General features: G+C 54.6%; 16 protein-coding genes. 5 read left to right on the top strand and 11 right to left on the bottom strand.

The window, feature by feature from the left end; genetic code table 11:
• Positions 1-5: 5 nt before the first annotated feature.
• Positions 6-278 carry a PTS sugar transporter subunit IIB gene (locus ENTMO_RS0116530; protein WP_003861447.1) on the bottom strand — a complete coding sequence of 91 codons (273 nt, stop codon included), beginning with the start codon at positions 276-278 and terminating at the stop codon, positions 6-8.
• Positions 279-358: 80 nt separating this feature from the next.
• Positions 359-802, bottom strand: a complete 444-nt coding sequence (locus ENTMO_RS0116525) for a PTS sugar transporter subunit IIA (protein ID WP_010433295.1) — start codon at positions 800-802, stop codon at positions 359-361.
• A gap of 236 nt (positions 803-1,038) precedes the next feature.
• Between ENTMO_RS0116525 and ENTMO_RS0116520 the strand changes: the two genes are divergently transcribed.
• Positions 1,039-2,058: a LacI family DNA-binding transcriptional regulator gene (locus ENTMO_RS0116520; RefSeq protein ID WP_010433293.1), complete on the top strand. Its 1,020-nt coding sequence runs from the start codon at positions 1,039-1,041 to the stop codon at positions 2,056-2,058.
• A gap of 3 nt (positions 2,059-2,061) precedes the next feature.
• Here the strand turns inward: ENTMO_RS0116520 and yfcD are convergent, their stop codons facing one another.
• Genes yfcD through yfcF form a run of 3 tightly spaced genes read right to left on the bottom strand, consistent with a single transcriptional unit; the run spans position 2,062 to position 3,935 of the window.
• Positions 2,062-2,628, bottom strand: coding sequence for an NUDIX hydrolase YfcD (gene yfcD, locus ENTMO_RS0116515; protein WP_010433290.1), 567 nt, complete (start codon positions 2,626-2,628; stop codon positions 2,062-2,064).
• 55 nt (positions 2,629-2,683) lie between these two features.
• On the bottom strand, positions 2,684-3,235 hold the full coding sequence (gene yfcE, locus ENTMO_RS0116510; RefSeq protein ID WP_010433287.1) for a phosphodiesterase: 552 nt from the start codon (positions 3,233-3,235) through the stop codon (positions 2,684-2,686).
• 55 nt (positions 3,236-3,290) lie between these two features.
• Positions 3,291-3,935, bottom strand: a complete 645-nt coding sequence (gene yfcF / locus ENTMO_RS0116505) for a glutathione transferase (RefSeq protein WP_010433284.1) — start codon at positions 3,933-3,935, stop codon at positions 3,291-3,293.
• 139 nt (positions 3,936-4,074) lie between these two features.
• Between yfcF and yfcG the strand changes: the two genes are divergently transcribed.
• The 4 genes from yfcG (at position 4,075) to ENTMO_RS0116485 (ending at position 6,609) form a co-directional block, all read left to right on the top strand.
• The gene (gene yfcG, locus ENTMO_RS0116500; RefSeq protein ID WP_010433282.1) at positions 4,075-4,704 is read left to right on the top strand and encodes a GSH-dependent disulfide bond oxidoreductase; all 630 of its coding nucleotides are present in this window, start codon (positions 4,075-4,077) and stop codon (positions 4,702-4,704) included.
• Positions 4,705-4,779: 75 nt separating this feature from the next.
• Entirely contained in the window at positions 4,780-5,148 is a 369-nt protein-coding gene (gene folX / locus ENTMO_RS0116495; RefSeq protein ID WP_010433280.1) for a dihydroneopterin triphosphate 2'-epimerase, read from the top strand.
• A 13-nt stretch (positions 5,149-5,161) separates the two neighbouring features.
• Complete coding sequence (locus ENTMO_RS0116490) at positions 5,162-6,055, top strand: TIGR01777 family oxidoreductase (RefSeq protein ID WP_010433278.1); 894 nt, start codon at positions 5,162-5,164, stop codon at positions 6,053-6,055.
• Between the two features lie 44 nt (positions 6,056-6,099).
• Entirely contained in the window at positions 6,100-6,609 is a 510-nt protein-coding gene (locus tag ENTMO_RS0116485; RefSeq protein ID WP_010433276.1) for a GNAT family N-acetyltransferase, read from the top strand.
• A 119-nt stretch (positions 6,610-6,728) separates the two neighbouring features.
• Here the strand turns inward: ENTMO_RS0116485 and hisP are convergent, their stop codons facing one another.
• The 6 genes from hisP to ENTMO_RS0116455 all read right to left on the bottom strand — a co-directional run bounded on the left by hisP (position 6,729) and on the right by ENTMO_RS0116455 (position 11,646).
• Positions 6,729-7,502, bottom strand: coding sequence for a histidine ABC transporter ATP-binding protein HisP (gene hisP, locus ENTMO_RS0116480; protein ID WP_010433274.1), 774 nt, complete (start codon positions 7,500-7,502; stop codon positions 6,729-6,731).
• A gap of 8 nt (positions 7,503-7,510) precedes the next feature.
• Complete coding sequence (locus tag ENTMO_RS0116475) at positions 7,511-8,224, bottom strand: ABC transporter permease (RefSeq protein WP_010433272.1); 714 nt, start codon at positions 8,222-8,224, stop codon at positions 7,511-7,513.
• Positions 8,221-8,907 carry a histidine ABC transporter permease HisQ gene (locus tag ENTMO_RS0116470; RefSeq protein ID WP_010433268.1) on the bottom strand — a complete coding sequence of 229 codons (687 nt, stop codon included), beginning with the start codon at positions 8,905-8,907 and terminating at the stop codon, positions 8,221-8,223. The genes ENTMO_RS0116475 and ENTMO_RS0116470 overlap by 4 nt, the downstream gene beginning before the upstream one ends.
• Positions 8,908-8,995: 88 nt before the next feature.
• Positions 8,996-9,778: a histidine ABC transporter substrate-binding protein HisJ gene (hisJ, locus tag ENTMO_RS0116465; RefSeq protein WP_010433264.1), complete on the bottom strand. Its 783-nt coding sequence runs from the start codon at positions 9,776-9,778 to the stop codon at positions 8,996-8,998.
• Between the two features lie 225 nt (positions 9,779-10,003).
• Positions 10,004-10,786: a lysine/arginine/ornithine ABC transporter substrate-binding protein ArgT gene (gene argT, locus ENTMO_RS0116460; RefSeq protein WP_010433261.1), complete on the bottom strand. Its 783-nt coding sequence runs from the start codon at positions 10,784-10,786 to the stop codon at positions 10,004-10,006.
• Between the two features lie 290 nt (positions 10,787-11,076).
• On the bottom strand, positions 11,077-11,646 hold the full coding sequence (locus tag ENTMO_RS0116455) for a UbiX family flavin prenyltransferase (protein ID WP_010433259.1): 570 nt from the start codon (positions 11,644-11,646) through the stop codon (positions 11,077-11,079).
• Positions 11,647-11,663: the final 17 nt, after the last annotated feature.

Genomic DNA, 11,663 nt, shown 5'->3' with positions numbered 1-11,663 from the left:
CAGGGTTATTGTCTTTCGAACCAGGCACGCAGCTGCGCTTCAAGTTCGTTGATGTCGATGATGTTGTTGATCACCACCAGCTGGCTTTCCGGCACGCTGGCACTGGCCGCGATGTCCTTTGCCATCACGAACAGGTCGGCTGCGCCAGGCGTGGCAGACGAGAGATCGGAGTGTTCAACCTCTGCCTCAATTTCCAGCTTTTTAAGTACCTTTTTGATATTCATTTCGACCATAAAACTGCTGCCAAGGCCGGACCCGCAAATAGCCATGATTTTCATTGTTGTTCCCTTATTTTGAGTAGAGTACGCCCCACCACGCTGACGCGTAATGTTGTGAATAATCGGATTAAAGAATTAAATCAGAAGCGGTCAATAATGGTTTTTATCTCCTCCCGCGTATTCGCCTGATGTAATTCAGCCATATCCTCATCGCTGGAAAATAATTCTGCTAGCGCCGAGATCATTTCGATATGGCTATGTTTGTCCGGTGCCGCCAGCATGACTATCACGTCGACGGGGTCAAACTCACCGGCACCGAAAGAGACGCCTTTTTTCAGTTTTAATAATGACAGGCCAAGTCCTTTCGCCCCTTCTTCCGGCCGCGCATGCGGCATCGCCAGCCCTGGTGCCAGCACGTAATAAGGACCCAAAGTATGATGCTGCTCGATGATGGCCGTGATGTATTCCGGCGAAATCACCTGCAAATCCAGTAGCGGCTTCGCGCACAGCTCCAGCGCCTGCGGCCAGTCCTCTACGCTCTCCTGCAGCGTGATGGTTGTATCATATATCCATTTTTTGAGCACTTTGCCCTCCGGCTACAACGCTAAAGATGAGCAAACTTTATTCAACACCTCAATGAATGACTGCGATCAGGATCACAAAGATAGCGCTACCAATAGTTAACATGCAGAAATGTGATAGCGCTATCAAATTGCAATCACGGTGCTAAATCACAGCAAAAAAAGGGATTTAAGGCGTATACTGCCTTTCACGTGAAGCGAAGGATGAAAGTAGTCGCGCCCTGTTAGCAGGAAGGTGTATGTCTCTAACCCGAAAACGACGCAGTACCGGTAAGGTGACGCTGGCCGATGTCGCACTGCTTGCCGGTGTGGGCACAATGACCGTGTCCCGTGCGCTCCGCACGCCCGAACAGGTTTCCGATAAACTGCGAGAAAAAATAGACGCTGCGGTGCAGGAGCTGGGCTACATGCCTAATCTTGCGGCCAGCGCGCTGGCGTCAGCCTCTTCATGGACGATCGCAATGGTTGTTCCTAACCTCTCCGAAGCCGGTTGCTCAGAGATGTTCGCCGGGCTACAGCAGGTGCTGCAACCCGCCGGATATCAGATCATGCTGGCAGAGTCCCAGCACCGTCTTGAGCAGGAAGAGAAATTACTGGAAACGCTGCTGGCATCAAATATCGCCGCCGCCATTTTGCTCAGCGTCGAGCACACGGATACCGTGCGCCACTGGCTGAAAAATGCCTCCATTCCGGTGATGGAAATGGGGGCGATGCGCGCCGATCCGATTGATATGAATATCGGCATTGATAACGTCGCCGCTATGTACGAACTGACGGAAATGGTGATTCAGCGCGGCTATCAAAATATCGGCCTGCTGTGCGCAAACCAGGAGCAGTGGATTTTCCAGCAGCATTTGCAGGGCTGGTACAAAGCCATGCTTCGCCACCATTTGTCGCCGAACAGAGTGATTAACGCCGCCATGCCGCCAAATTTCTCCACGGGCGCGGCACAGTTGCCGGAATTCCTGCTGGCCTGGCCGGAGCTGGATGCGCTGGTGTGCGTCTCGGACGAACTGGCCTGCGGGGCACTCTACGAATGCCAGCGTCGACGCATTAAAGTGCCGGACGATCTAGCAGTGGTAGGCTTTGGCGATAGCGACGTGAGCCGCGTCTGTCAGCCGCCGCTGACGACCATGGCGGTACCGCATCGTAAGATTGGAATTGAGGCCGGGAAAGCGTTGCTGGAACGTCTGAATGATGGAGACTGGCGCGACCATAAACCTATCGCGTCCAGCCTCTGTCTGCGGGAAAGCTGTTAAGGCTTACTCAGCCTCTTCCTCTTTTTCCGCTTTGCTTTCTGGCTTAGCGGATTCGTTTTTGGCGTTGCGGGTCATCCACAGCGCCAGTGCTTTTAAGGAGTCCGGGGTGAACTCGTCGCAACGCGCGGTGATCTCTTCCGGCGTCATCCAGCAGACTTCGCTCACTTCCTCTTCCTGCAGGGCGAAAGGTCCGTGAGAGACACAGCTAAACAGCCCGCCCCAGACGCGACAGTTTTCGTCCTCGAAATAGAACTGGCCGTGCTCGGCAAACGGCACACCGGCGATACCTAACTCTTCTTCTGCTTCGCGACGCGCGGAATCCAGCAGCACTTCATCTGCCTGCACAACGCCGCCCGCCGTGGCATCCAGCATACCGGGGAGAAAATCTTTGGTGTCCGTGCGGCGCTGGACCAGAATCTTGCCCATGCCGTCATGCACAACGATGTATGTTGCACGGTGACGCAGACGCTCCGCGCGCATTTGTTCGCGGCTGGCCTGCGCGATCACTTCGTTCTCTTCGCTGACAATGTCAACCCACTCAGTACTTGCCAAATGATTCTGCTCCACCATCGGGAAACCTTCTCGTCTAAGCGCTCTTTCGGCGCGTTTGCAGTTGAGGTGTAACTTACGGATTAATCGCTATCTGCGCAATAACTTGCTGATCATTAAGTGCGATAACGCTCAGGGTATTTCCGTCCAGCATGCCATAGCTCGCCGGATAACCGCCTTTCGGAATGCTGACCGAACCGGGGTTAAAGTGATAAATCTCACCGCGTTTTTCCGCTACCGGAATATGAGTATGACCATAAACCAGGACATCGCCAGCGGCGAGTGCCGGAAGGTTATCCGGGCTAAAAAGATGACCGTGAGTCAAAAAAAGACGGCTCTTTTCCAGCAGGACCTGCTGCCAGGGCGCGGTGATGGGAAAATGCAGCAGCATCTGGTCAACTTCACTGTCGCAGTTACCGCGCACCGCGATAATATGCGAGGCATGCTCATTCAGTTTTTCCGCCACCTGCGCGGGTGCATACCCTTCCGGCAACGCATTTCGCGGGCCATGGTTTAACACATCGCCCAGCACCACCAGCCACTGTGCCCCGCTTTCGGCAAACAGAGAAAGAACGCGCTCGGTTGCGGGCAGCGATCCATGGATATCCGACGCAAACATCAGTTTCATCAGTCACTCCTCAGGAAAACAGACTGCCCTATCATACCTGAAGCGCCAGGGCTTATCAGCCCGCGCGCTTAGCGGAGAGTGCCACATAGCGCTGTACGGAAGCGCGCTGCCACTGGAATGCAGCATAATCCACCAGCAGTTGCGGAACCTCGTCGCCGTTGAGGATCAGACGGTTCAGCATCAGCGCCAGATCGGTATCCGCAATACACCACTCGCCGAAGAGATTCGGGTTACCGTGCGCCAGCAACGCAGACGCGGTCTCAATCAGCTTATGCGCACTGGCGCTGCCCTCCGCGCTCAACGCGGGCTTTCTCACGGCGGCGAAAACCACGTCAGTGGAACGTTCAACGCGGATAGGCACCAGATCGCTGCGCAACCACGCCTGGATCTGCCGTGCACGGGCGCGCTTTTGCAGATCGTGAGGATAAATGCGCTCCCACTCCGGCGGCGCAAAGCGATCTTCAAGGTATTCATCGATCGCCGAGGATTCGCTCAATGCAAAACCGTCAATCTCCAGCACCGGCACGCGTCGGGTCAGGTCGTAACCCTGCCACTGCGGTTTCAGGTGTTCGCCACTGTCCAGATCAATGGTCTTCAGGGTGAAAGACAATCCTTTTTCCGCCAGAGCGACGTAAACGCTCATCACATAGGGTGAAAAATAACAGGCATCGGACCACAACGTTATCGCAGGCTGGTTCATAACTTCCTCATTGGCTGAACGGTTTTCACTCAACATATAATCTCTTTGGCTCGCTGTCACTTGATGAAAACGCACGATTTACAACAGGCACCTATACTGATTTTTATGGCATCACTTTTCACACTAACAGGAGTTGAGAATGATCGACCTTTACTATGCCCCTACCCCAAACGGCCATAAAATCACCCTTTTTCTGGAAGAAGCCGAACTGGAGTACCGGATCATTCGCGTGGATATCAGCAAAGGCGATCAGTTCAGGCCGGTCTTTCTGGCGATATCGCCCAACAATAAAATTCCGGCCATTATTGATAATCTGCCTGCCGACGGCGGCAGACCGTTAAGTCTGTTTGAATCCGGGGAGATTTTGCTCTATCTGGCGGAGAAATCCGGCAAGCTGCTGAGCGGTGAATTGCGTGAGCGTCACCACACCCTGCAATGGCTTTTCTGGCAGTCGAGCGGTCTCGGGCCGATGCTCGGGCAAAATCATCACTTTACCGCCTACGCCCCGCAGCCTATTCCTTATGCTATAGAACGTTATCAGGTTGAAACCCAGCGGTTATATGGCGTGCTAAATCGTCGGCTGGAGAAAACGCCGTGGCTTGGCGGCGATCATTACAGCATTGCCGACATCGCCTGCTGGCCATGGATCAACACCCATGAAAAACACCGAATTGACCTGGCGACATACCCTGCCGTGAATAACTGGTTTGAACGGATTCGGACCCGCCCTGCGACCGAGCGCGCCATGCAAATAATCCAGCAGATTTAGACCACTGCCCCGTTGGGTGCATGACGCGCTCTCATGTATTATGGGCAGCAAATACTGACACGGAGAAGACCTGCAATGTCACAGCATGACGCGATTATACGTATAAAAAATTTACGCTTACGGACGTTCATCGGTATCAAAGAGGAAGAGATTGCCAACCGGCAGGACATTGTCATCAATGTGGTTATTCACTACCCCGCAGACAAAGCGCGGGCCAGCGAAGATATCAATGACGCGCTGAACTATCGCACAATCACCAAAAACATTATCCAATACGTGGAGAACAACCGCTTCTCTTTGCTGGAAAAATTAACTCAGGATGTGCTCGACATCGCACGCGAACATCACTGGGTCACTTATGCTGAAGTCGAGATCGATAAACTTCACGCCCTGCGTTACGCCGACTCCGTTTCCATGACGTTAAGCTGGCGACGCCAGGCATAAACCTGGAGGTTGTATGAAGATTCTGCTGACCGGCGTTACGGGCCTGATTGGCCGTCATCTCATTCCCCGTCTGCACGCGCTGCATCATGAGATTACCGTGGTGACGCGCAGCCCGGAGAAAGCACGTCAGGTGCTGGGGGCAGGTGTCGACATCTGGAAAGGTCTGGCTGAGCAGCAGAATTTGGACGGCTTTGACGCCGTCATCAACCTCGCGGGTGAACCCATTGCCGACAAGCGCTGGACCGAAGAGCAGAAGCGGCGCTTGTGCAGCAGCCGCTGGACTATCACCGAGAAGCTGGTCGAGCTGATTCGCAACAGCCATACGCCGCCATCGGTGCTCATTTCAGGCTCTGCGACGGGCTATTACGGCGATCTCGGCGAAGTGGTGGTGACCGAAGAGGAGCCGCCGCATAATGAATTTACCCATAAACTCTGCGCCCAGTGGGAGCGTATCGCCTGCGCGGCGCAGAGCGATCGTACCCGCGTCTGCCTGCTGCGTACCGGCGTAGTACTTGCGCCGAAAGGCGGCATTCTGGGTAAAATGCTTCCTCCCTTCAAGCTGGGGCTCGGTGGGCCAATTGGCAACGGGCGTCAGTATCTGGCGTGGATCCATATAGACGATATGGTGAACGGCATTATCTGGCTGCTGGATAACGATCTGCGCGGGCCATTTAACATGGTTGCGCCCTATCCGGTGCGTAATGAACAGTTTGCCCACGCGCTGGGGCATGCCCTGCATCGTCCGGCGATTTTACGCGTACCTGCGACGGCGATCCGGCTGTTGATGGGCGAAGCCTCTGTGCTGGTATTAGGCGGACAGCGCGCGCTGCCAAAACGGCTGGAAGCGGCCGGGTTTGCGTTCCGCTGGTATGATTTAGAAGAAGCGCTGGGGGATGTGGTGCGCTGAATATGTTACAGTGATACGCCATGTTCCGATGAAATGGCGTAACAATGGCAACCATCACTACTCCCCGGCTTCACCTCACCCCTTTCGAACCCTCTGACTGGGCGTTCTTCCGCTCGCTGCGCGAAAACCGCGACATCATGCGCTATATGGCCGCTATTGCACCCGAAAAAGAGACCCGACGCGTGTTTGCCGCACGCCTGATGGCGGAGCATGTTTTCGTGATTCGTTTTCAGGATGACGATACGCCGCTGGGCGATATCGGCCTGCAAATCAGCCCTGAGAACCGTGAAGAGGCGGATATCGGCTACACGGTTGTGCCTGCCGCACAGGGAAAAGGCATCGCCAGCGAGGCGCTGCGCGCGGTATGTGACTATGCGTTTAGCCAGACCAGCGTAAAAGCGATTAACGCGTACGTGCTGGCGGACAACGGCGGGTCTGTGCGGGTACTGGAGAAAGCGGGGTTTGTGCGGACGCTGGTGCTGGAAAAGGCGTATGAGATTGACGGCGTACGGTATGACGACTGGGTGTATCGGCTGGAGTGTGGTGCGGTCTGATGCCCTCACCCCGGCCCTCTCCCACAGGGAGAGGGAGAACACGCGGTCGATTGGGCTGCACTGCTGTCTGATGCCCTCACCCCGACCCTCTCCCACAGGGAGAGGGAGAAGGGCAAAACCTACTTCAACGATCCCTTCAGGAACTGCTGCAAACGCGGGCTTTGCGGGTTCGCTAACACTTCATCCGGATGCCCCTGCTCTTCAATTTTCCCCTGATGCAGGAAAATAACGTGGTTGGAGACGTTACGGGCAAAGCCCATCTCGTGCGTCACCACCACCATCGTTTTGCCCTCTTCGGCCAGTTTCTGCATGATGCGCAGCACTTCGCCAACGAGTTCCGGGTCCAGCGCGGAGGTCGGTTCGTCGAACAGCAGCACTTCTGGCTCCATCGCCAGCGCGCGGGCGATGGAGACACGCTGCTGCTGACCGCCGGAGAGATGCACCGGGTACTTCATCTGCTGGCGCTCGTCGATACCCACTTTCGCAAGGTATTTCACCGCGCGTTCGCGGGCTTCCTGCTTGCTCAGCCCCAGTACCTGAACCGGCGCTTCCATCACGTTCTCCAGCACCGTCATGTGGCTCCAGAGGTTGAAGTGCTGGAACACCATCGTCAGGCGCGTACGCAACAGGCGCAACTGATGCTTATCTGCCACCTTCAGCTGGCCGTCTTTATCGCGCACCAGATTGATATTCTGTCCGCTCACCACGATCGAGCCTTCGCTCGGCTTTTCGAGGAAGTTTATGCAGCGCAGGAAGGTACTTTTACCCGAACCGGATGAGCCGATAATACTGATCACATCGCCTGCGTTAGCCTGCAGCGACACCCCTTTCAGCACTTCATGTTCGCCGTAGCGTTTGTGCAAATCAATAACGTTTAATTTGTTCTCAGCCATCATCTTTCTCAGTGCGTCGAAGGTTTTATATGCTGCAACCAGCGTTTTTCAGCCTTACGGAACAGGCTAATCAGAACATAAGAGATAATTAAATAGAGCACGGCCGCAATGCCAAACGCAGTAAACGGCTGATAGGTCGCGGAGTTAATATCGCGCGCAATTTTGAGCAAGTCCGGCACCGTCGCGGTAAAGGCTAGCGCGGTGGAGTGCAGCATCAGAATCACTTCGTTGCTGTACGCAGGCAGTGCAATGCGCAGCGCCGACGGCAGAATGATGCAGCGATAGAGCTTCACCGACGAAAAGCCGTACGCCCGCGCCGCTTCGATTTCACCGTAAGGGACAGAGCGGATCGCCCCCGCAAAGATCTCAGTGGTATAGGCGCAGGTATTGAGCGTCAACGCCAGCACCGTACAGTTCAGACCGCTGCGGAAGAACGCATTGAGCATCTCTGTGCCTTTCACGATCTCCAGCGTGTACATTCCCGAATAGAACACCAGCAGTTGCACGTACAGGGGCGTACCGCGAAACACATAGGTGAACAGCCAGATCGGGAACTGGATAAATTTGTTGTTCGACACGCGGCCAATGGCGAGAAACACCGCCAGAATACCGCCCATCACCACGGAAGAAATCAGCAGCCAGAGCGTAATCGCCACGCCGGTAAAGCGGTAGCCATCCGTCCACAGCAGGGATTTCCAGTATTCCTGAATAATCTCAATCACAGGTCAGCCCTCTTCACACCCACGGAGTAGCGACGCTCGAGCAGAAGCAGCACACCATTGGAGACCGTCGTAAACACCAGATAAATCACGCCACAGACTACCGCAAAGTAGAAGGGCTCCCAGGTACTCTTGCCCGCCAGCTGAGTCGCTTTAACGACGTCTTCCAGACCAAGCAGCGAGACCAGCGCTGTCGCTTTGAGGATAACCTGCCAGTTGTTTCCGATGCCCGGAAGCGCATAGCGCATCATGGCCGGGAACAGGATCCGGCGAAACGTTTGTGAGGAGGTAAAACCAAATGCGGTTGCCGCTTCAATGTGCCCTCTCGGGACGGCCATGTAAGCGCCACGGAAGGTTTCCGTGAAGTAAGCACCGTAGATAAAGCCGAGGGTAATAATACCGGCTACCATCGGGTCGATATCGATCTGTTCCATGCCGACGGCGTCGGTAATGCCGTTCAGCGCGATCTGCAGACCGTAAAAGATCAGCAGCATCGGCGCCAGATCGGGTACGCCGCGAATAAGCGTGGTATAGCCTTCGAATATGAGCGCCAGGGGTTTATTCGCCGACAGCTTTGCCCCTGCGCCCGCCAGACCTATCAGCACCGCCAGTACCACGGAGCTGATAGCCAGCTCAAGGGTGACAAGCGCGCCTTGTAAAATAACGCCAGAAAATCCGTACAGCATACCGCGTGCCCTGTCGGGTCGTGAGTGGTGGAACCGTGTCTTTTCCCCTCCCTGAGTGGGGGGGGCCGCGCGTTGTTGGAGGGGGGGATTAGCCGCCGTAAACATTAAAATCAAAGTACTTTTTCGCCAGCTTGTCATAGGTGCCATCAGCACGCATTTCGGCGAAGGCTTTGTTCAGCGCTTCACGCAGCTCGTTGTCTTCTTTGCGCAGGCCCATACCGGTGCCCACACCAAACAGCTTCACGTCCTTAATGGACGGGCCGCCAAATTTGTAATCTTTACCCACCGGCGTTTTCAGGAAGCCTTCGCTTGCCGCGACTTCATCCTGGAATGCCGCATCAATTCGGCCTGCCGTCAGGTCTGCGTAGATATTTTCCTGGCCCTGATAAGAGACGATTTCGATCCCCTTCGGCGCCCAGTGTTCGTTGCCGTAGGTTTCCTGCGTGGTGCCCTGCAGCACGCCGACGCGTTTGCCCTTCAGCGACTCAAGGGTAGGCTGAATGTCTGAAGACTTAGCCACCACCAGACGAGAATCCGCTGCGTAGAGTTTGTCGGTGAAGGCAATCTCCTGCTGGCGTTTTTCAGTGATGGAAAGAGAGGACATGATGACGTCGATTTTTTTCGCTTTCAGCGACGGGATCAGGGCATCCAGCGGGTTCTCAACGTAGGTACATTGCGCTTTAATACGTTTGCACAGCTCATTGGCCAGATCGATGTCAAAACCCACCAGTTCACCCTTCGCATTTTTCGATTCAAAGGGGGCATAGGTAGGGTCAGTACCAATACGAATTTTTTGCGGAACGGCTGCGAAAGCCGCGGTGGCGCTGGAAAAGGCCAGTACCAGAGAGAGTGACAACACGAGTTTTTTCATATCTATCCTCAACAAACTGTCTTCATACGGTTTTTTACGACGACGGGGTGCGGTTAATGTGCCATTAATCCACGCTGTCAGGCAAAGAATAATGCCTTTGGGGCGGGATTTTTTGCATTATAAATGCGTAAGTATGCACACGACGACCCAATATGGTGCACAAGCTGCACCATATCGGATCACCCACACCAGCGACGCACCAGGTCAGTGCATCACCGTTATGCGTCAGTCACCGTAGACGTTGAAGTCGAAGTATTTCTTCGCCAGTTTGTCATAGGTACCGTCTTTACGCAGCTCAGCGAAGGCTTTGTCAAAGGCGGCTTTCAGCTCGGTATCGTCCTTACGCAGGCCGATACCTGTGCCGTCACCAAAGTATTTTTTGTCTTTCACGGACGGGCCCGCAAAGGCGTACTCTTTACCGGCTGGCTGCTTCAGGAAGCCTTCGCTCGCGGCGACTTCATCCTGGAATGCGGCATCCAGACGGCCTGCTGCCAGGTCAGAGTAAATCAGATCCTGGTTCTGGTAAGCCACCACATCTACGCCCTTCTCACGCCAGTTGGCATTAGCAAAACCTTCCTGCGTCGATCCCTGAAGCACGCCGACATGCTTGCCTTTCAGCGAGTCGATGGTTGGTTGAATCGGGGAGCCTTTGGCGGCAATCAGACGAGAATCCGCAGCGTAGAGCTTGTCAGAGAAGGCGATCTCCTGCTGACGTTTTTCGGTGATGGAGAGAGAAGAGATAATGGCGTCGATTTTTTTGGCTTTCAGCGACGGGATCAATGCGTCAAAGTCGCTGCCCACCCATGTGCATTTCACCGCAATGCGTTTGCACATTTCATTTCCCAGATCGATATCAAACCCCACGAAATCGCCTTTCGCATCCCTGGAAGAGAATGGCGCGTAGGTTGCGTCTGTACCGATACGAACCGTCTGTGGCAGTGCTGCATAGCTACCTGCTGCTGCACTTAACCCCACGAGCAAAGACAGAGCCAGAACCGTCTTCTTCATACATTTACCCTCAAGTACCGTGATTTTATTATGTATTGTGTAGTGTGTTGTGTTGCAGGCTTCTCTTGCAGGTCTTATGCCACATTCCCGTCTGGTCAAAAATTCGACGTTAAATATGTTAATAAAACGTTGCGATATTGCCTTAGTGGTGAAAGATAGCAGGTCTGCCGAACGAACCGGAGAGGGAAGAAGGGAAAAAACGAATTAAATGTCGAGGATATGATCGCCGTTGCATAATTGCCCTGAAACAGGGCAACTTGTCTTTTCATGCACCTTGTTTGTGCACAAATTCAGGCCCCCTGCCAGCGGGTGAAGAGGTCTTCCGGCAGGTCAATATCAAACTGATCCAACACGCGGTTAACGGTCTGGTTGATGATGTCATCCAGCGTTTGCGGGCGATGGTAGAACGCGGGGACCGGTGGCATGATGACAGCCCCAAGTTCAGCCGCCTGCGTCATTAAGCGTAGATGCCCCAGATGCAGCGGTGTTTCCCGCACGCAGAGTACCAGAGGACGACGCTCTTTCAGCACCACATCCGCCGCACGCGTCACCAGGGTATCGGTATAGCTGTTCACAATGCCGGAGAGCGTTTTTATTGAACAGGGCAGGATAACCATACCCGCCGTTTTAAACGAGCCTGAAGAGATACTGGCCGCGATATCGCGGGCATCGTGGACGACATCCGCCAGCGCCTGAACATCACGCAGGGAAAGGTCGGTTTCAAGGGAGAGGGTCTGGCGCGCCGCCTGGCTCATCACCAGATGGGTTTCCACATCCGCTACGTCACGCAGCACCTGCAACAGACGTACGCCGTAAATCGCGCCACTGGCACCGCTGATCCCAATAATGAGTCGTTTCATGATTTTTGCCCTTACTG

The organism is Enterobacter mori LMG 25706, from assembly GCF_000211415.1.
GTDB classification, from domain to species: domain Bacteria; phylum Pseudomonadota; class Gammaproteobacteria; order Enterobacterales; family Enterobacteriaceae; genus Enterobacter; species Enterobacter mori.
The sequence above is the reverse complement of the archived record's forward strand: the minus strand, read 5'-3'. Positions and strand labels throughout refer to the sequence as shown.